The 18226-nt window shown below is 63.2% G+C and carries 16 protein-coding genes and 4 pseudogenes; 6 read left to right on the forward strand and 14 right to left on the reverse strand.

The features are described 5' to 3' along the window. Position 1: 1 nt before the first annotated feature. Both CSV86_RS10335 and CSV86_RS10340 read right to left on the reverse strand, forming a co-directional pair. Positions 2-472: a hypothetical protein gene (locus CSV86_RS10335; RefSeq protein WP_009396999.1), complete on the reverse strand. Its 471-nt coding sequence runs from the start codon at positions 470-472 to the stop codon at positions 2-4. Positions 473-534: 62 nt separating this feature from the next. Beyond that, positions 535-1323 carry an AraC family transcriptional regulator gene (locus tag CSV86_RS10340; protein ID WP_009397000.1) on the reverse strand — a complete coding sequence of 263 codons (789 nt, stop codon included), beginning with the start codon at positions 1321-1323 and terminating at the stop codon, positions 535-537. Between the two features lie 92 nt (positions 1324-1415). Here CSV86_RS10340 and CSV86_RS10345 point away from each other — a divergent pair, with 92 nt between their 5' ends. After that, positions 1416-2378, forward strand: a complete 963-nt coding sequence (locus tag CSV86_RS10345; RefSeq protein ID WP_009397002.1) for a bile acid:sodium symporter family protein — start codon at positions 1416-1418, stop codon at positions 2376-2378. Positions 2379-2381: 3 nt separating this feature from the next. Here the strand turns inward: CSV86_RS10345 and CSV86_RS10350 are convergent, their stop codons facing one another. From CSV86_RS10350 to CSV86_RS10360, 3 genes are read right to left on the reverse strand one after another with little or no spacing between them, the layout of a single operon-like run. Further along, positions 2382-3662, reverse strand: coding sequence for an MBL fold metallo-hydrolase (locus CSV86_RS10350; RefSeq protein WP_009397004.1), 1281 nt, complete (start codon positions 3660-3662; stop codon positions 2382-2384). Then, entirely contained in the window at positions 3659-5386 is a 1728-nt protein-coding gene (locus CSV86_RS10355) for a gluzincin family metallopeptidase (protein WP_009397006.1), read from the reverse strand. Before CSV86_RS10355 ends, CSV86_RS10350 begins: the two co-directional genes overlap by 4 nt. 38 nt (positions 5387-5424) lie before the next feature. Continuing rightward, the gene (locus tag CSV86_RS10360) at positions 5425-5904 is read right to left on the reverse strand and encodes a GNAT family N-acetyltransferase (RefSeq protein ID WP_009397008.1); all 480 of its coding nucleotides are present in this window, start codon (positions 5902-5904) and stop codon (positions 5425-5427) included. Positions 5905-6096: 192 nt separating this feature from the next. On the opposite strand from CSV86_RS10360, the gene CSV86_RS10365 reads away from it, so the two are divergent. From CSV86_RS10365 to CSV86_RS10380, 4 genes and pseudogenes are all read left to right on the forward strand, one after another. After that, a complete protein-coding gene (locus tag CSV86_RS10365; protein ID WP_009397010.1) occupies positions 6097-6720 on the forward strand; it encodes a LysE family translocator in 624 nt (207 codons plus the stop codon). Positions 6721-6738: 18 nt separating this feature from the next. Next, complete coding sequence (locus CSV86_RS10370; protein WP_009397011.1) at positions 6739-7641, forward strand: alpha/beta fold hydrolase; 903 nt, start codon at positions 6739-6741, stop codon at positions 7639-7641. A gap of 96 nt (positions 7642-7737) precedes the next feature. Then, positions 7738-8606: pseudogene (locus CSV86_RS10375) on the forward strand (pirin family protein). A gap of 204 nt (positions 8607-8810) precedes the next feature. After that, positions 8811-9071 carry a DUF1652 domain-containing protein gene (locus tag CSV86_RS10380; protein WP_085982838.1) on the forward strand — a complete coding sequence of 87 codons (261 nt, stop codon included), beginning with the start codon at positions 8811-8813 and terminating at the stop codon, positions 9069-9071. Between the two features lie 3 nt (positions 9072-9074). On the opposite strand, the gene CSV86_RS10385 is transcribed toward CSV86_RS10380, so the two are convergent. The 8 genes and pseudogenes from CSV86_RS10385 to CSV86_RS10420 all read right to left on the reverse strand — a co-directional run bounded on the left by CSV86_RS10385 (position 9075) and on the right by CSV86_RS10420 (position 16339). Next, positions 9075-9362: a hypothetical protein gene (locus CSV86_RS10385; RefSeq protein ID WP_009397016.1), complete on the reverse strand. Its 288-nt coding sequence runs from the start codon at positions 9360-9362 to the stop codon at positions 9075-9077. A 143-nt stretch (positions 9363-9505) separates the two neighbouring features. Beyond that, positions 9506-9916 carry a hypothetical protein gene (locus CSV86_RS10390; RefSeq protein ID WP_009397017.1) on the reverse strand — a complete coding sequence of 137 codons (411 nt, stop codon included), beginning with the start codon at positions 9914-9916 and terminating at the stop codon, positions 9506-9508. A gap of 104 nt (positions 9917-10020) precedes the next feature. Next, positions 10021-11217, reverse strand: a complete 1197-nt coding sequence (locus CSV86_RS10395; protein WP_009397018.1) for a DUF8534 domain-containing protein — start codon at positions 11215-11217, stop codon at positions 10021-10023. 182 nt (positions 11218-11399) lie between these two features. Then, positions 11400-11861 carry a VOC family protein gene (locus tag CSV86_RS10400; protein ID WP_009397019.1) on the reverse strand — a complete coding sequence of 154 codons (462 nt, stop codon included), beginning with the start codon at positions 11859-11861 and terminating at the stop codon, positions 11400-11402. Positions 11862-12007: 146 nt separating this feature from the next. Continuing rightward, positions 12008-13560: pseudogene (locus CSV86_RS10405) on the reverse strand (NADP-dependent glyceraldehyde-3-phosphate dehydrogenase); the annotation flags it as partial. 56 nt (positions 13561-13616) lie between these two features. After that, complete coding sequence (locus CSV86_RS10410; protein WP_004574636.1) at positions 13617-14906, reverse strand: ISL3-like element ISPpu12 family transposase; 1290 nt, start codon at positions 14904-14906, stop codon at positions 13617-13619. 21 nt (positions 14907-14927) lie between these two features. Next, positions 14928-15440, reverse strand: a complete 513-nt coding sequence (gene lspA / locus CSV86_RS10415) for a signal peptidase II (RefSeq protein WP_003821921.1) — start codon at positions 15438-15440, stop codon at positions 14928-14930. Positions 15441-15443: 3 nt separating this feature from the next. Beyond that, a pseudogene (locus CSV86_RS10420) lies at positions 15444-16339 on the reverse strand (cation efflux transmembrane domain-containing protein). A 95-nt stretch (positions 16340-16434) separates the two neighbouring features. Between CSV86_RS10420 and cadR the strand changes: the two are divergent. Beyond that, positions 16435-16843, forward strand: a pseudogene (gene cadR / locus CSV86_RS10425) (Cd(II)/Pb(II)-responsive transcriptional regulator). Between the two features lie 107 nt (positions 16844-16950). On the opposite strand, the gene CSV86_RS10430 reads toward cadR, so the two are convergent. Beyond that, a complete protein-coding gene (locus CSV86_RS10430) occupies positions 16951-18195 on the reverse strand; it encodes an MFS transporter (RefSeq protein ID WP_037061250.1) in 1245 nt (414 codons plus the stop codon). Positions 18196-18226 lie beyond the last annotated feature (31 nt).

Genomic DNA, 18226 nt, shown 5'->3' on the forward strand with positions numbered 1-18226 from the left:
CTCAGCCTTGCGGCAGCTCGGCAAGGGCCTTGCCCAGGGCCTCGGCATCGCTGAACGAACGCTTCGACACCAGCTTGCCGTCTTCCAGTTGCAGCCATTGCACCTGGCCCGCGGGCACTCCGTACTGCGGAACCACCTGGCCTTCGCGATCGAGCACCACGCGGTAGCTGTAGTCGCGCATCTTCGGTATGGCGAAAAGCTTGCCGATCAGCGCTGGCATGCCCTGGATATCGGCGACGAACACCGTGTGGCGCGCTTCCAGCCAGCCCTTGGGCCGGTCGGCCAGCGCGGCCTTGACCAGCTTCGCGCCGTCCATGTCGCTGGCGGCCAGCAACACCCGGGTGCTGGCGTCGAGGGTGAACGCCTGGTCATGCTGGTCGTTCAGGGTGAAGGGCGCAAGGCGCTCGCCGACTTGCGCGGCGTTGGCCATGAGGGGCAAAAGGCCCAGAAGCAGTACGCAGGCAGCTTTCAAAGGTCGATTCCTTGTTGTAGTGACGGGAAAATCGCTCCGCCAGCATAGCAAGCGCTTCTCATTCAGGCCTGCGTCATGCTGCCGCCCCGGGCCAGTTCGCCCGGCGACAAGCCGAACAGCCTGGCGAATGCCGCACTGAATGCCGACAGCGATTCATAGCCGCAGGCCAGCGCCACATCGGTGACCCGTTCGCCGCGCTCCAGTGCCGGCAGCGCGCTGACCAGGCGCATGCGCTGGCGCCAGGTCCGGAAGGTCATCCCGGTTTCCTTGAGAAACAGTCGGCTGAAGGTCTTTTCGCTGACGCCGGCCTTGCGGCTGGCCTCGCCCAGCCGGATATCCGCCCAGGGCCGTGCCGTGGCCTGGCGGCACAGGGCGCGCAAGCGCGGGTCGCGTGGCTGGGGCAGGACCAGGTCAAGCTGTTCGGCCAGGCACAGGCGGTCCAGCAGGACCTGCGCCAGGCGTCCGTCGGCGGCCTCGAGGTCGTACTCGACCGGCAACTCGCCGAATGCGCGGATCAGCTCGCGCAGCAACGGATCGACGGCGATCACCCGGCACTCCTGGCCCGGCCACGGCGACTGCGCAGCATCGATATAGAGGCTGCGGATACAGGCATCCGGCGTGCTTTCGACCCGGTGCATCGAACCGGGCGGAATCCACACCGCGCGGTGCGGCGGCACCACCAGCCGGGCGTTATCGGTATGCACCAGCAATACGCCGTGCAGGGCATGGGAAAGCTGGCCCCAGGCATGCAGATGTCGGTAGTCCAGGGCGATGTTCGGCAAGCTGTCGCGCTGCCCGTAGAGCGGGCGGGGCAGGCTGGCGAGTTCATTCAAGTGCACGATGTTGTCCATTCGACGACATTACCGGGTTTCTGGCGTTAGCCGGAAAGTGGCGAACACCCTATCGTCTTGCGCACCTCACAACAACCCGTGGACAACACCCGATGAAACACCTGCGGTTGCTCTTCGACAACTTCACCCTGGCCTTGCTCGCTGTGATCGCCATCGCTACCTGGCTGCCGGCCTCCGGTAACGCAGCGGCAGTCTTCGAAACCCTGACCCACCTTGCCATCGGCCTGCTGTTCTTCCTGCACGGCGCCAAGCTCTCGCGCGAGGCGGTGCTCGCCGGGGCGGGACATTGGCGCCTGCACCTGCTGGTGTTCGCCTGCACCTTCGTCATGTTCCCGTTGTTCGGGCTGTTGTTGAAGCCGCTGATCCTGCCGTTGGTGGGCGATGCCCTGTACCTCGGCGTGCTGTATCTGTGCGCATTGCCGGCCACGGTGCAGTCGGCGATCGCCTTTACTTCGCTGGCCCGGGGCAATGTGCCGGCGGCGATCTGCAGTGCGGCGGCCTCGAGCCTGCTGGGCATCGTGCTGACGCCCCTGCTGGTGATGCTGCTGATGGGTGTGGAGGGCGATAGCGGCTCTAACCTGCAGGCGGTGTGGGCGATCATCCTGCAACTGCTGGTGCCCTTCGTGGCAGGGCAACTGGCCCGCCCGTGGCTCGGTGCCTGGGTGGCGCGCAATAGCGGCTGGCTGAAGTCGGTGGACCAGGGTTCGATCTTGCTGGTGGTCTATACCGCCTTCAGCGATGCGGTGGTCAGCGGGCTGTGGCGATCGGTGCCTCCCTCGAAGCTGCTTGGCCTGGCCCTGGTGTGCTGTCTGCTGCTCGCCCTGGTGCTTTTGTCTACCCGCAGCCTGGGGCGCTGGCTGGGGTTCAGCCTGGAAGATCGCATCACCATCCTGTTCGCCGGCTCGAAGAAAAGCATGGCCACCGGCGTACCGATGGCGCAGCTGCTGTTCGCCGGTGGCGCAGTGGGGACGCTGATCCTGCCGCTGATGCTGTTCCACCAGATCCAGCTGATGGTGTGCGCGGTACTGGCGCAGCGCTATGCGGTGCGAGAGTGACACTCAGAGTTCGAGGACCACTTCGTCATATAGCGCATCCGCTGCCAGCCTGTGGGTGTCATGCAGGTCGGAATCCTTGGCCAGTTCGTTGAGCAACGGCACCCGTGGCACTTCGGTGTTGGCGTCTGCGCTTTTGCCGCCGTATTGGCCGGGCAGGGTGGACAGCACGCTGGTCAGGCGCCCGGCAGTTTGCGCTTCACCTTTTTTGCTGAAGCCGTTCCACAGCGTCTTCGGCGTAGCATTGAGGCTGCCATGGTGGCCGACCTTGTACAGGTCGACCGACTTCAGCAGTTCAGCGATCTCCGGCTGGTTGAGGGCATAGCGCCAGTTCTCGATCTGCGCGTCGCCGGGAAACAGCAGTTTCTTGCCGCCGGCCTCGAACAGCAGGATCAGGCTGGTGTTGTTCATCGCCTTGTCCAGCGCGGTTACGATGGACAACCACTGCGCACCCCTGGCCTCACGCACCCTTCCGGCAATCCAGCGGGCACTCTGCGGCAATTTGCTACCGCGTATCCCCGGGGCGTCGGGGAAGGGCGAGGCCGTGCTGCCAGCGCTGCTCTTGCGGGCGAACAGCAAGGGTGCGCGCAGCCAGTACTCCGGATCGCTGCGTCGTTCCCGGCGGACCTCGGCGCTTTGCTCCACGGTGGGCGGGCCGAGTACCCGGGTGCGAATTCCCGGCAACACATCGCTCAGCGGGTCGTCACTGCCGAAATGGGCGTAGACCGCCCGGGCGCCCGGGCGGGTGCCCATGGCGATCAGGTTGTTCACCGCGCCCTTGTTGGCGATGTTGTTCTCGCCAAGAAAGCCCAGGCGCCGGTTCAGCTCCGGCGCCAGTCCCTTGGGCCCGGTATCCAGCCGCGCTTTCAACTGGCGCGCCACCTCGTTCATTCCGGCCAGGGCCTGGGCCTGGCCGGCGGCCAGCGGGGCAGTGGCGTTCTCGGCCAGGTCCGGCTGTTCCGTCCAGGGTTGCAGCACCACATCGGGGTTCAACCGGGCAATGATGCTGCCGGGGCCGTTGCCCTTCTTGAGCGGGTCGAACCCGCTGATATGGTCGGCATGCCGGTGGGTGGCGACCAGGGCGTCGAGCTTGCCGGCGCACTTGTCCGCGATATCGTTGGCGATACGCAGCATTTGCGCGGCCTTGTCGACACCGGCGGGCATGCCGACGGTGCCGAAGTCGATCAACAGATGACGGCGAGTGCCGTCCGGGTAGACGAAGCGCAGCAGGAAGCAGTCGCCGAAACCGACCTGGTAGGCGAACAGGTGCAGGCGGATCGGGCTCATGGACGGGTCTCCGAGGGCACTTGCATGGCCCGGGCGCGGTGGATGCGGGTGAGGTCGGCGGCGGAGCCGGGCTCCACGGCATCGCTGCCCGGTCCGTACAGCCATTCCAGGCGACGTACCTGCCAGCGGGCGTCGGTCAGCGGACGCTGGATGCAGTACTTGATCCGTCCGTACTGGTCGAAGATCAAGGTGCCGGCGCCATACACGGTGAATGGCGTGGTGGATTTCAGCCACTCGGGTCGCGGCTCCTTGAACACCGAGGTGAACTCGGCGCCGAACAGGTTGACCCGGCTGGTGAATTCGCAAACGGTCTCGCGCAGGATGAAGCCATCCGGTCCGAAGCGCAGGCTGGGGCGCACCGAGACCACTTCGGTGTAGGCGCGCTCGTCGATCTGTAGCACTTCGCGGTTTTCCCAGAGAAACCGAAACACTTCCTCGGAGTCGCGCAGCATCGAGTCGAAATGGCTGTTCTGATAGCGCACCTTGTCGTTGTCGGCGAACGTCAGCCAGCAGCCATCCGCGTCGGTGCGTCCGGCCGGAGGCTGGATGCCATGGGCAGCGAAGGTGTCGCGGATGATCTGTCGATAGCTAAAGCGTGAATCGTCCGGTGCCACTTGCGTGTCGACCGTCAGCAGCGCGGCGAGGTAGTCGCCGAACTCCAGGTCCAGTGGCGGTGAATAGTCGAGGGCGCGAATGGCGATGGTCAGCAACTGGTCTGCGGCCTTGGCGCCCTCGTCGATGACCGCGTCGAGGTTGTACAGGTTATCGCCGAAGGTGCCGAGGTCCTGGCAGCGCGCCACCCACAGTTCCAGCATGCAGCGCAGCATGGCGGCGGAAAAGATTTCGCCGCGGGCGTGAGGCTCGTCGTACTCGGCGCTCTCCAGCCAGGCGGTGGAAGGACGTAGTTGCACCGAGCGGCGCAGGGGGTTGGCGCGCAGGCCGCTGATGGCCTGGCCGAACTGCTCGCCAAGGCCGAACAGCAGGGTATCGGCCAGCGCATCGATCTGCAGCGAAGCGCCGTCGACCAGGCGGACACTGCCTTGCCGCTGGATCGGCAAGCCGCGATGGCAGGTCAGGGCGAACTCGACCACCTCGCGCAGGGAGAACACCGAAAGCAGCGCGATCACATCGGCGAAGCCCTCGTGGAAAGCCGCCTGGTCCGGGCCCGAGGCACGCATGAAGCCGGCGCGCAGGCCATCGAGTATGGCGTGGGTGGTCTCGTGGGCGACGATGTCGTGGGACAGGCAGGTGAACACCCAGTCCTGCTGGTCATCCTGGAAGTAACCGAAGAACAGGGCGCGGTCTTCACGGGAATAGAAGGCGTTGGCCTCGATGAAGGCATGGGGCACCACATGCAGCTGATGGCCGTCGAAGCCCCAGGCTACGCGTCGCCCCAGCGCCAGCTCGAAGCGCGCCAGGGTGCGCATGATCACCGCATAGACCTGCTGGCAATGGAAATCCGGACGCCCGAGCAGGCTGGCATCCGGCGGGTCGAAGGGATCGATCGCCTTGTCGTCCGGTGCTTGTTGGTAGTGATGCGGTAGGTACAGGCGATCGGCTTCGGCATCGAAATCGACCACCTTGACCCGGTAGCCGGTGGGCCCGTCGGCCAGCCGTTCCAGGGGCACGGAAACCCGGGCGAACAGCGGCTGCCCGGGCGCACGCTGCACCGCCGGGTCCTGGGCGAGGATGGTAAAGGTCTGGGTGTTGGCTTTCACGGCCATGTGTGGTTATCCCGGTGCAGTCCCTTGTGGTCGCGCCATCAGCCCCTGGCGAAGGCGCGCAGGGTTTCGCCGTCCATGCGGTAGCGCACCCATTCATCCTGGGGCTCGGCGCCGATGGATTTGTAGAAGTCGATGGCGGGTTGGTTCCAGTCCAGCACGCTCCACTCGAAGCGGCCGCAGTCATTGTCGCAGGCCAGTCGCGCCAGGTACCGCAGGAGCAATTTGCCTGCACCCGTGCCGCGGGCCTCCGGCGTGACATAGAGGTCTTCCAGGTACAGGCCGTTTTGCCCCAGCCAGGTCGAGTAGCTGAAGAAATACACGGCGAAGCCGATCGCCTGGCCGTCGCGTTCGCAGATCAGCGCCCTGGCGCTGCTGTCGGCGGCGAACAGGCTGCGCTGGATGTGCTCGACGGTGGCGACCACCTCATGGCGGGCGCGTTCGTAGTCGGCAAGTTCGGTGATGAAGGCGAGGATCTGGGCAGCGTCTTCGGGGCGGGCAGGGCGGATATTCAGAGGCATGGAGAAGTCCCGTAGGAAAAGGGTGGCGACATCGTAGTCCAGAACAACCGCGTTGTAGAGGCTGCCCGCAGCCCGGAAATCCATGCTGGCGCTTAACACTGTGGTGTACCTGATTAATTCTCCCTGGCTGTACCGGTCTGCGTTCGCCCATGCACTGTAGGGTGGATCCCACAACAACCAGGATCGACCGCCATGCTGCTCACCTCCCTGAACCTGCTGTCAGCCTTCGTGCTGTTCGCTTTCGTTTCGTCCATCACACCCGGTCCGAACAACACCATGCTGATGGCTTCCGGGGTGAACTTCGGCGTGCGTCGCAGCGTCCCGCACGCGCTGGGTGTGAGCATCGGTTTCATGGTCATGGTGATGGCGGTGGGGCTGGGCCTGGGCGAGGTGTTCAAGGTCTATCCGGTGATCTATACAGTGCTGCGTTATGTCGGGGCCGCCTACTTGCTGTACCTGGCCTGGAAGATTGCCACGTCCGGTCCGATGTCGGCGGCCTCGCCGCAAAGCCGCAAGCCCCTGGGCTTCTTCGGTGCGGCCGCGTTCCAGTGGGTCAACCCCAAGGCCTGGGTGATGGCGGTCGGAGCGATCACCACCTATACGCCGGCCCAGGGTTACCTCGTCAATGTCATCGTCATTGCCCTGGTGTTCTGCCTGGTCAACCTGCCGTCGGTGTGCGTCTGGGTCATGTTCGGCAGCGCCTTGCGGCGGTTCTTGCAGGATCCCCGCCGGCTTCGGCTGTTTAACCTGCTGATGGCGACGCTGCTGGTGCTTTCGCTGTATCCACTGGTGTTTGTAGAATCGGGTTTTTCCTGAATCCCGCTGCGAGCCCCGATGGAACTGATCCCCTGGGCGCATGATTGCGCCGAACGCTTCACCCTGCGCGGCTGGCGTTCGCCGGCCAGCGGCAAGCCGCTGCTGCATTTCATCCATGGCAACGGCTTCTGCTGCCTGGCCTACCAGCCGCTGCTGGAGTTGCTGGCGGTGCATTTCGACCTGTGGCTGAGCGATGTGCAGGGCCATGGCGACAGCGATCACGGCGGGCCCTTCGTGGGCTGGAACCGCAGCGCCGAACTGGCGCTGGAGGCCTTCGATGCCGGGCGCGGGGAGTATGGGGACGTGCCGTATTTTGCCGTTGGCCATAGCTTTGGCGGGGTGCTCACCGGGCTCATGCTGGAGCTGCAACCGCGGCTGTTCCAGCGTGCCGTGCTGCTCGATCCGGTGGTGTTCAGCCGCTCGATGATCGGGGTGATGGGCGTGGCAAGCTGGTTCGGCATGCACCGCCGGCATGGCCTGGCACGCAAGGCCGCGACCCGCCGCAGCTACTGGCCCGATCGCCAGGCGGCTCATGACTCGTTGCAGGGCCGCGGTATCTTCAAAGGCTGGAGCGAAGCGGCTTTGCAGGCGTACGTCACCCATGCCATCGGCGAGTGCGGTGCGGGCGTGGTGCTGCGTTGCCGACCGAGTCGCGAAGTGGAAATCTTCAGTTCCTTTCCGAAACGCATGTGGGCGTCGCTGTCTCGTGTGCAGACGCCGACCCTGGTGCTTTACGGCGAGCAGACCTATCCCTTCGTCCCTCTGTCCCTGGCGCGCTGGGCCCGACTCAACCCGAACGTGGTGCCGCACAAGGTCGCTGGCGGGCACTGCTTCATGCAGGAGGACCCTCACGAAAGCGCCCACCGCGTCGAAGCCTGGCTGTTGCAGGCCGCTGCGGAGCCGCAGTTCAAAACGGCTTGATCGTTCCATCAGTGGAACAGTGAAAGCGCTTTTTGCCCTCTACCGCCTCTTTGTTTGCATGGGTATGGTGTTGTCCATGCAACGAGGAGGTTTCTCATGAAAAAGATCCAAGGTGCGTACCAGGCCCCGCCCGCCCATTGGGTCGGTGACGGTTTTCCGGTGCGCAGTCTGTTCAGCTACGACAACCTGGCGCGGCATATCAGCCCGTTCCTGCTGCTGGATTATGCCGGGCCGCAGCATTTCTCACCGACCAGCGCCCGGCGTGGCGTGGGCGAGCATCCCCATCGCGGTTTCGAGACGGTGACCATCGTCTACCAGGGTGAACTCGAGCATCGCGACTCCAGCGGTGCCGGCGGCTTCATCGGCCCGGGTGACGTGCAATGGATGACCGCCGCCGGGGCATCATCCACGAGGAGTTCCATGCGCCATCGTTCGCCAGGAGCGGCGGCATGCTGGAAATGGTCCAGCTCTGGGTCAACCTGCCGGCCCGTGACAAATCGGCACCGGCGGGCTACCAAACGCTGCTGGATGCGGACATCCCACGGGTTGCCCTGGCGGACGAGGCGGGCAGCCTGCGGGTCATTGCCGGCAAGTACCTTGGCCATGAAGGCCCGGCGCGGACCTTCACGCCAATGGACGTCCTGGACGTGCAACTGAAGGCAGGCAAATCGCTGCGCTTGTCAGGCGCGCTAGGGCGCAATGCTGCCCTGGTCGTGCTGCGCGGAACGGTCCGGGTCAATGCCGAAAAAAGCGTCGGCGCCGCAGAGCTGGTGCTGTTCGAACGCGACGGCGACCAGGTGCTCATCGAGGCCGAAAGCGATGCCATGCTGCTCTGGTTGAGCGGCGAGCCGCTGGATGAGCCCATCGTCGGCTACGGCCCGTTCGTGATGAACAGCGAGGCGGAAATCGTCCAGGCCTTCGAGGACTTCCACGCCGGCCGCTTTGGCCAGATGAGCCGGGCCTGACCTTTCGTCCGCTGCCCGCGACACGCCATTGAACCGACGTCGTCGCGGGCCTCTCCCACGCACAGGACGTACAAGATCCGACCGCATGAGGTGATGCCCGGCATCAATGGCGCAAGCGCTTGCACATGGCTTTTTTCCATTGGACGCCGACGCACGGCAGGTTCTGACTTGGACGGCCATCCTGGTCTGAGGAGGATTCTTATCATGCCTATGCATGGAGTGTGCGATCTGGAATTGCGCCAACTGATCGAAGGGGCGTTCCTGCCTGATCATTGCCAAGTGAGCTGTAGCGACGGGATGTCGCTGACCTTGCATTTTCCCGCCGATGCCGGGCGTCCGGCGCTGACCGTGCGTGATGTCCAGTTAAGCGAGTTGCCCAATGGCAGGGCGCTGGCCGAATTGGTCAGCCGGGTTCGCCTGCAGCGCGAGCATGCAAGCGTGTCCCGTCTGCTGACCGGCCGGTGAGCCTTATTGGAGTTCCAGTCGCAGTTGCAGGCTGCCGTCCTGGCATTGTCGTGTCGACTGTACGATGCCCCGGCACTGATGGCCGCGCCAGGTAAAGACCAGGGTGTGGGCCCGTTCCAGGCGGTCAGGCACCGGCGGTGTGATCTGCAGCTGAACGCCGGGCTTACCGCCGATATTCAGGGCTTCGAGTTGCACCTGGCATTCTTCGCTACGGGTCAGTACGCCCAGGAAAGTATCCCTGAGATAAGCGATTTCCAGTGTTTGTGGACGGGGGGCGATAGCCGCGGCCATGGGTAGTCACCTCCTTTGAGCGGGCGGATGCTGGCTGATGGAGGTTAGACCATACCGAAGAAAGATTTTCTCAGAATATTTCAGCATGCCAAGGGGCCATCGCCGGCGATACGGCTACCGGCGATGAACCATCGACAGACAGGTTATTGACCACCACCGGAACCGGTACCGCTGCCGGTACTGGAGCCGGTGCCCGTACCTGTACCGGACCCGCCCATGCCGGTACCGCTACCTGACCCCGAGCCACCCATGCCAGTACCGGAGCCACCCATACCGGAACCGCTTCCCGTGCCGTTGCGCTCGTTGCCGCGCTCGGTCCCGCGATCATCGATGGTTGGCGGACGGGTGCGATCCGTGCCGTCGGTAGGAGCACCGCCCTGGCGTCCTGGATCACTGCCCTGGATGCGTGGGTCGGTGCTGCCTGGCGCCGGCATTTCCGGTGGAACGCCGGAGCCCACTCCCGGCGAAGTGGGGTTGGTCGGCCCGGTATCGGCCATGGCATGCCCGCCAAGCATGGCAGTGAAGAGCAGGGCGGCGAACGCTGTACGTTTCATGATCGAACTCCCTTTTTTCATGGATACCCTTCATTGGGGGATGCCCGGGGAGATTTGTGCGATCACGCAGCCGGGCGCGGCGACCAGTGGCGTTGGCTATAGGGTTATTCCCGCCCGCGCATGAAGAACCCCGCCACGTATTTGCGGAAGGTATCCAGCCCTTTGAAATCGGCGTAGCGCCGGAAATGCTCAACTTCTGGCTCCGGGCCCATGGGTTTTTCGGTCAGGGAAATGGACAGCACCCGGTCCTGGTCGGAACTGAGTACCAGTTCGTCCATCACCTGGCCACCGATCACCGGCCGGCGCATGGTCACCCGCACGCCCTTGCTGGCCATCCAGTCGATCAGCGATACCAGCATCTTCAGCGGTTCGCGCTCTTCGTCGCGGTACACCGGAAACAGGTGTCCGCGGGACAGTACCGGCACACTGGCGATATGGATCAGTTCGTAGAAATGGCTGCCGGCACTCGTCGGTGAATACAGGACCAGGGCCAGCAAGGGCCCCGGAGTGCGGCTGCCTCCCCAGAGCAGATGATGGCCCTGGAAGTCGAAGCCGTCTTCGCTGCGTTCGTTGTAGACCTTGCGCGCCTTGATCTGGTTGACGCAATCGAGCAGCAATCCATGGCGACGATGGTTGCCGAATACCGTGGAATCCCGCAGGCGCGCCTTGAGCATCATCATGTGCTTCATGTCCAGGCGGGTTTCCAGGTAATTGCTGGCCGGGACCCGCTCGATCAGCGGGTAGCGCGCGGCGACCCCGCGCAGTTCGGCGAACTGGGCAGTCAGGTCCTTCTTCAGATGTGTGGCATAGACGTTCAGGCCACTGGCTTCGATCCAGGTCAGCAGCAGGGACAGCAGGCGGTGCTGGTCACGCTTGTCGCCGCTGCCGGCCACGCCGGGATCAGCGTCCGTGGTGGCGGCGCGGCGGAAATCGCCGAGCAGGCGCAGTGGCGCATCCGGAGCCAGCCAGGCGGCGGGCGGAGTGTCCTGGGTGTCGCTGTCGCCGGCTTCGCGCTCATCCTTGATGAACGGGCAATCGGCGGCATGTTCGGCGGTGCCGGGGTTGTTCTTGAGGAACAGCGTGCCGGTGTGGCTGTTCAGCGTGACGTTGAGCACCGGCATCGCCCTGGCATTGCAGTCGCAGGCCAGCCAGTGGCCCGCGCCACGGATCTTCATCAGCAACTGGTTGGCCTGGAGCAGGCACGGCCCTTCCAGGGTGCCGCGGTTGAAACCGCGCAGCAGGTCGTCCTCGGCGGGGGTGAGGCTGCGGATCAGGGCGGCGTTTTTATCGATGATTCGCATGGAGGTCCTTTTCGGCAGGCAGCACATTCTTGCTGATGCTGATGGCCCAATCGCTGGCAAGCCAGCTTCCACAGGGCCCGGGTTGTTCCACTATCGGGTGATCAACCCAAAACCCTGTGGGAGCTGGCTTGCAAGCGATTGGGGCATCGCGGTCCCGCACGATAAATCAAATCAACAGGAAATTAACCACCAAACAACTTCGCCGCACGCGCACGGATCTCTTCCGGGCTGAGGTCCTCCTTGTGCGTCGAAACGAACCACAGGTTGCCGAACGGATCCTTCAGCGTGCCGCTGCGATCACCGTAGAACTGGTCTTGCACCGGGCTGACCGGAGTGGCTCCTGCCTCGATCGCCCGGGCATAACGCGCGTCGACGTCCTCCACGTACAGATGCAGCCCGACGGAAACCCCCGGCTGCGACTGGCTGCTGACCAGCGAGGCCTGGTCGCAGGGCTCGGCGAGCATGATCGAGGAGTCGCCGATCTTCAGTTCGGCGTGGCCGATGCGGCCGTCCGGGCCTTCGAGACGGAACATCTCGACGGCGCCGAAGGCGGCCTTGTAGAAATCGATGGCCTGGTGGGCATTCTTGATGCCCAGGTAGGGGGTGATGCTGTGCGCCCCCTCGGGGATGGGTTTTGCTGCCATTGCCTGTTCCTCCTGTACAAAAACGATGGACTCGTTCCGAAAACGATATTCGGGCGTAGAGCTGTATGTTTGTACAGGATCGGCAAAAGTGCAAATCCGTTGGTGCGACCACAGGACAGGCGGGCATGAAGCCCGCCGGACGGTGCTCAGAAGATGTAGTCGGTGGTCAGGAAGCTCGATTCGCGGTTGCGGATGATGTCGCTGATCAGTTGCTTGTTGGCTTCCTGGAACCGCGTGGCCACCAAGGTGCGGATGGAGAATACCCGCAGCGCGTCGTGCACCGACAGGGTGCCTTCGGCGGAGTTCTTGCGGCCGTTGAACGGGAACGTGTCGGGGCCGCGCTGGCACTGGGCGTTGATATTGATCCGGCCGACCTGGTTGGCGAAGGTGTCCACCAGCATGCCGATATCCTTGGAGTTGGTGCCGAACAGGCTGAGCTGCTGGCCGAAATCGGAGTCCAGCACATAGTCGATCACCGTGTGCAGTTCGCGGTAGGGCACCACCGGCACCAGCGGGCCGAACTGTTCCTCGTGGTAGACGCGCATCGCCGGGCTCACCGGGTACAGCAGCGCGGGGTAGAAGAACGAACCGCGGCTCTGCCCGCCACCTGGGTTGAGCACCCTGGCGCCATGCTCCAGGGCATCGGCAACCAGGCCGTTGAGGTAGTCGATCTTGCCGGGTTCGGGCAGCGGGGTCAGGCCCACGCCCGGGGTCCATGGCATGCCGGCCTTGAGCGCTGCGAGCCGGGCCTGGAATTTCTCGAGGAAGGCCTGCACCACTTGCTCGTGGACGAACAGGATCTTCAGCGCCGTGCAGCGCTGGCCGTTGAACGACAGGGCGCCGGTCAAGGCTTCGTTGACCGCGTTGTCCAGGTCGACCTCGGGCAGGACGATGCCGGGGTTCTTCGCATCCAGGCCCAGCGCCGCGCGCAGGCGGTGCGGGCGAGGGTGGAGTTTCTTCAGGTCGCTGGCGGCCTTGTTGGTGCCGATGAAGGCGAACACGTCCACCTTGCCGCTGGCCATCAGGGCGCTGACGGTTTCGCGGCCACGGCCGTAGATCACGTTGATCACCCCGGCCGGGAAGCTGTCGCGGAAGGCTTCGAGCAACGGGCGGATCAGCAGCACGCCGAACTTGGCCGGCTTGAACACCACGGTGTTGCCCATGATCAGCGCCGGGATCAGGGTGGTGAAGGTCTCGTTGAGCGGGTAATTGTAGGGGCCCATGCACAATGCCACGCCAAGCGGTGCGCGACGGATCTGGCCGAGGGTGTCCTGTTCCAGTTCGAAACGGCTTGAGCGGCGGTCCAGTTCCTTGAGGGCGCCGATGGTATCGACGATGTAATCGCAGGTGCGGTCGAATTCCTTCTCGGCGTCCTTGAGGTTCTTGCCGATTTCCCACATCAGCAGCTTCACCACCGCCTCGCGTTGCTGGCGCATGCGCCCGAGAAAACCCTCGACATGGCGGATGCGCTCGGCCACCCGCATCGTCGGCCAGGCCCCCGCCCCTTGTCGTAGGCATGCACGGCGGCATCCAGCGCGGTGAGGGCAGTGTCGGCATCCAGCAACGGGGCGCTGCCGAGGATCACCTGCTGCTCGCTGCCATCGTCCTGTTTCAGCCACACCGGGCTGCGCACCGTGGCCAGCGGGCCTTCCCAGCGGCGCAGTTCGCCTTCCACCAGGTAGTCGCGTTGTTCCAGGGGGTATACGGATTTAATGGTTGATGGGGCACCTTCACCCCATCAATCTGATACCACCCTCAGATGGTTGATAGATCGACTCCGTAGTTGAGTTCCTCTGCGAAGTCCGGCAGTCCGTAACCGATGGTTTTCTTGTAGAAAGGAGAGACCTTCGCAGTCGGTGCCTTCTTCTTGTGCTTCGTGGTGTAGAGCATTCGTGCCCGCATCACCTCGAAGGAGTAACCGCGCCCTTCACGGTTCTTGTCCTTGGCCAGTCGGTTGATGGACTCCGTGTAAGCGTTGGTGACGGGCATGTCCGTCTCGAAGTAGGTCATGGTCTCTTCGCGCCAGTTTCCCACTGCCCTGACCAGATCGCTCCAGACTTCCTTTTGGCCCTTCGGGATGGTGGCTATCCACTCGTCCAGGGCGGCTTCTGCCTGGAGCCGTGTGGTGGCGTCCCAGATGCCGTAGAAGCGCTCCTTGTGCTCGTAGGCGGCCAGCAGTTGCGGGAACGCGCCTGTCCAGGTCTCCATGATGAGGCGCTCCCGGTCTGAGACTTCGTGAGCGCGTTTCAGCAGGATTTTCCGGTCTCCCTTGAGAGTCCGGCTCTGGGACGGTTTCAGCTCCTTTCTGAGGCCCTTGCGCACTCTCTCTAGGGCATCGTTGGCCATGCGCACCACATGGAACTTATCGACCACGATACGGGCCTGGGGCAGCACAGCCTTGACCGCTGCCCGGTAGGGGTTCCACATGTCCATGCTGACGATCTCGACCTTCTGCCGGTCTTTCAGCTTCATCAGGTAGTTGGTCACCACGTCCTGGCGGCGGGTGGCCAGCAGGTCGAGCAGGGTTCGCTCCTCAATGTTGGTCAGAATGCAGCGGTAGCGCTTGTTCAGGTATAGCTCGTCAATGCCCAGGATGCGGGGCGTCTCGAAGCGGTGCCAGCGCCCCAGGAACTCGGCGCGGGCGTTGAAGATGTCGCGCACCGTCTTCTCGTCCAGGCCGGTCTGTGCCGCCACAAAGGTGTAGGGGTGGTTGAAGGATTCCTTCTCCACGTACTCATGCAGCCGCAGTGTCATACGGAATCCGTCCACCATCTCCGGTAGCTGGGGCCTGAATGTTGTCTTGCAGGCCCGGCAGGTGTATCGGCGGCGGACCACCCAGAGAGTGACCCGCTTGCCGTGGATGGGCAGATCACGATAGGGAACGTCACGCTTGCCGAACCGTACGAACTCACCCTGCACGCCGCATTCCTCGCAGGCGATGGGATCGGGCACGTCCACCTGGAAGTGCATTTCGTCGTCGGTTGATTTGCAGCCCAGTACTTGGTATTGCGGCAGGTGAAGGATGTTGTCGGGAAGTTCGGTCATGGTGTTGTATAGGCGTAGGTGTCAGTCAGATCCATCCGACTCGGCATTGGTGTTTGCTTTTTTACCCAACAAGCTGCTGGAAACGAAAAGTAAGGCACCGAGGACAATTGCAATATCAGCCAGGTTGAAGGCCGGCCAATGCCAGTCTCGCCAATAGAAATCAAAGGAATCCACAACATAGCCGCGAAAGACCCGGTCAATCAGGTTGCCCATGGCGCCACCGAGGATAAGACTGTAAGCGATGGCTTCTCCTTTATGACGATTTTCAAGGATCAGCTTGATCAGAAAAATCGAGACCACTACCGCGATTCCGATAAAAAAGTAGCGCTGCCAGCCTCCACCATTCGCAAAAAGACTGAATGCGGCACCGGTGTTCCATAGGTGCACCCAGTTAAAGAACGGGGTCACCGAAACATACTCGCCATAGGCCATTGATTGCTGCACCAGCCACTTTACAGCCTGATCAGACGCTGCCAGCAGGCCCGATATGGACAATAGGGCATACGGCGAGAGCTTTTTGCCAATAATGAGCATTATTTAACCCTTCAACGCCAAAATGCGTCTGGCACCGTTAAGTACAATGCCCCCGCGATGGTGCCGATAATCAGATCCGGATAATTGGAACCGGTCCACGCGACCAGGGCGCCGGCGGTGATGACCCCCAGGTTGATCACCACGTCGTTGGCCGAGAATATCCAGCTTGCCTTCATGTGCGCCCCGCCTTCCCGATGTTTGGATATGAGCAGCAGACAACTGGTATTGGCAATCAATGCGACGAATGCGATAGCCATCATCACCAGCGATTCAGGCTCACTACCGAATACAAAGCGTCTCACCACCTCTACGAGCACGCCCACAGCCAAGATCAGTTGCAGTACACCAGCAAGATGCGCGGCACGTACCTGCATTTTCACGCTATGTCCAACCGCATAAAGGGCAAGCCCGTACACCGCCGCATCGGCAAAATTGTCCAGGGATTCTCCAATCAGGCCGGTGGACCGGGCGATCAGACCGGCAGTCATTTCCACCACGAACAGAAGTGCATTGATGCCGAGCAACCAGCGCAGGGTCCCGGATTCTTGCTTAGCAGAAGCTGCCGAAAACTCGGCGGCCTTGATGGTCTCCGGATTTGCAGCGACGGTTTCCTGAAGCGAGGCGCCTAGCCCCAAGGTCTTCAGTTTCGAGGTGACGGGCTCGACCTCGCCGTCATGCACGACCTTCAGCCGGCGGTTCGACAAGTCGAAGGACAGCGCCCGAATCTCCTCAAAGCCGTTCAGGGCTAGGCGAATCATTCGTTCTTCTGATGGACAGTCCATCTTCGGCACGGCATAAACACTGACCCATCTCCCTGGCGCCTCGGAGGAGGCCTGTATATCGGTATCCGCTGCGGACGTTGCATCACCGCCACAGGCGCCACCACAGGATTTGCTCATGATACGACTCCACTTGAACAATGTTGTGGTACCATTTAAAACTATAAAGCTACTATAAGGTCAATAGAGTAAAGAATCCGTTGGGGAGGAGGCTGATGCGCATTGGTCAGTTGGCGCAGTTGGTAGGGGTCGAAACACAGACGATCCGCTTCTATGAACAGCAGGGCTTGTTGCCGCCGCCTGATCGGCAGGACAACGGTTACCGTGTCTATACCGAGAAGCATGGTGAGGGGCTGGCCTTCATCCGTCGCTGCAGAATCCTGGGCCTGTCACTGGCTGAGATTCACGAACTACAGAGCTATGAGGACGACCCTCATCAGCCTTGTACCGCCGTCAACGCCTTGCTCGATGATCACATCTCTCATGTGCGGTCGCAGATAACCGCTCTGCAAGCGCTTGAGAAACAACTCGTTTCACTGAGAGCGAGTTGCAACGATGACCGGGAAGTTGAGGCGTGTGGGGTTCTTGCTGGGAATTAGCGAAGGAAACATGCACCAGCAGTAGGTGAAGCATCAACCAGATAATCCGATGAGATGCCGGTCTGTCTCACTCTCATGCAAAGGTAAGATCAACCATTTAATCCGCTTACCCCACTAAAGGACATGGGGCGTTCAGGTTCCGGCAGGAGAAGGCAGGGACGATGGCGAGGTGCGCGGGTGGGTTTCGGGCAGTGCCAGCAATACCAGCATGAAGGCGGCCCCGGCAATCGCGGCCAGGGTCAGGAAGGCTGCATCGTAGCCGGCCGCCTGCACCACCAGGCCGGCGATGCCAGGGCTCAGCGCGGCGCCCAGTCCGAACACGGCGGTCAGGGCGCCGAGGCTGACGTTGAAGCGCCCGGTGCCTTCGGTCAGGTCCTTGACCACGATCGGGAACAGCGCACCGAAGATGCCGGCGCCTATGCCGTCGAGCAGTTGCACGCCCACCAGCCAGAACGGGTTATCGGACACCACGTACAACGCGCCGCGCAGCGGCAGGATGAGAAACCCGGCCAGCAGGAACGGCTTGCGGCCCCAGTGCTCGGCCTTGGCCCCGACCAGCAGCGCCATCGGCACCATGACCAGTTGCGCCGCGACGATGCACGCAGAGGTAAGCGGCGTGGCAAGGTTCAGGTCGATCTGCGACAGCTTCTGGCTCACCAGCGGCAGCATCGCCGCATTGGCCAGGTGGAACAGCGCGCAGCACACCGCGAACAGCAGCAAGGTGCGGTTGTGCAGGAGCAGCTTGAAGCCGGCAGGCTGGTCGACAGCGCCGGGGCCATGGACCAGTCCGCGCGCCAGTTGGTGATCGATGGCCGCCGCCGGTACACGTGCCGTGGCCAGCACACTGGCCACGGTCATGACCGCCATCAGGTAGAACACCACCACCGGGCCGAACAGGTAGGCCAGGCCGCCTGCCAGCATGGCCGAGCAGGCGTTGCCGGCATGGTTGAAGGTTTCGTTGCGGCCGACCCGGGCGGTGAAGGCCTTGGGCCCGGTGATGCCCAGCGAGATCGCGGCAATCGCCGGCGCGAACACCGAGCCGGCCAGGGCGCTGACCGTCTGGGTCAGGGCCACGGCGCCGAACGACGAGAGCAGTGGTAGCAGCAGGCAACTGCCGGTCACCAGCACGGCGGCAATCACCACCACCGCGCGCTTGGCCGGGGTGCGGTCGATCAGCGCCCCGGCCGGGGTCTGCGCCAGCAGCGCGGCAATGCCGGCCAGGCTCATCACCAGGCCGATGCTCGCCGGTTGCCAGTGGTGCACCGCCAGCAGGTAGATGGCCAGGTACGGTCCCAGGCCGTCGCGCACGTCGGCGAGGAAGAAGTTCAGCCAGTCCAGGGCACGCTGGTGTGACGCGGGGGGCCTTGAGTGTTGCAAGGATGAAGTCTCGAAAAAGCCATGGGGAGCG

This window comes from Pseudomonas bharatica CSV86, from assembly GCF_000319305.2.
GTDB classification, from domain to species: domain Bacteria; phylum Pseudomonadota; class Gammaproteobacteria; order Pseudomonadales; family Pseudomonadaceae; genus Aquipseudomonas; species Aquipseudomonas bharatica.

Excerpts from the sequence above, each read along its gene's own strand:
- CSV86_RS10350 (WP_009397004.1), bottom strand. The coding sequence starts at position 3,662 with ATGAGCCCGATCCGCCTGCACCTGTTCGCCTACCAGGTCGGTTTCGGC.
- CSV86_RS10380 (WP_085982838.1), top strand. The coding sequence starts at position 8,811 with ATGCCTATGCATGGAGTGTGCGATCTGGAATTGCGCCAACTGATCGAA.
- CSV86_RS10355 (WP_009397006.1), bottom strand. The coding sequence starts at position 5,386 with ATGGCCGTGAAAGCCAACACCCAGACCTTTACCATCCTCGCCCAGGAC.
- CSV86_RS10340 (WP_009397000.1), bottom strand. The coding sequence starts at position 1,323 with ATGGACAACATCGTGCACTTGAATGAACTCGCCAGCCTGCCCCGCCCG.
- CSV86_RS10345 (WP_009397002.1), top strand. The coding sequence starts at position 1,416 with ATGAAACACCTGCGGTTGCTCTTCGACAACTTCACCCTGGCCTTGCTC.
- CSV86_RS10370 (WP_009397011.1), top strand. The coding sequence starts at position 6,739 with ATGGAACTGATCCCCTGGGCGCATGATTGCGCCGAACGCTTCACCCTG.
- CSV86_RS10410 (WP_004574636.1), bottom strand. The coding sequence starts at position 14,906 with ATGACCGAACTTCCCGACAACATCCTTCACCTGCCGCAATACCAAGTA.
- CSV86_RS10390 (WP_009397017.1), bottom strand. The coding sequence starts at position 9,916 with ATGAAACGTACAGCGTTCGCCGCCCTGCTCTTCACTGCCATGCTTGGC.
- CSV86_RS10385 (WP_009397016.1), bottom strand. The coding sequence starts at position 9,362 with ATGGCCGCGGCTATCGCCCCCCGTCCACAAACACTGGAAATCGCTTAT.
- lspA (WP_003821921.1), bottom strand. The coding sequence starts at position 15,440 with ATGCTCATTATTGGCAAAAAGCTCTCGCCGTATGCCCTATTGTCCATA.
- CSV86_RS10365 (WP_009397010.1), top strand. The coding sequence starts at position 6,097 with ATGCTGCTCACCTCCCTGAACCTGCTGTCAGCCTTCGTGCTGTTCGCT.
- CSV86_RS10360 (WP_009397008.1), bottom strand. The coding sequence starts at position 5,904 with ATGCCTCTGAATATCCGCCCTGCCCGCCCCGAAGACGCTGCCCAGATC.
- CSV86_RS10400 (WP_009397019.1), bottom strand. The coding sequence starts at position 11,861 with ATGGCAGCAAAACCCATCCCCGAGGGGGCGCACAGCATCACCCCCTAC.
- CSV86_RS10395 (WP_009397018.1), bottom strand. The coding sequence starts at position 11,217 with ATGCGAATCATCGATAAAAACGCCGCCCTGATCCGCAGCCTCACCCCC.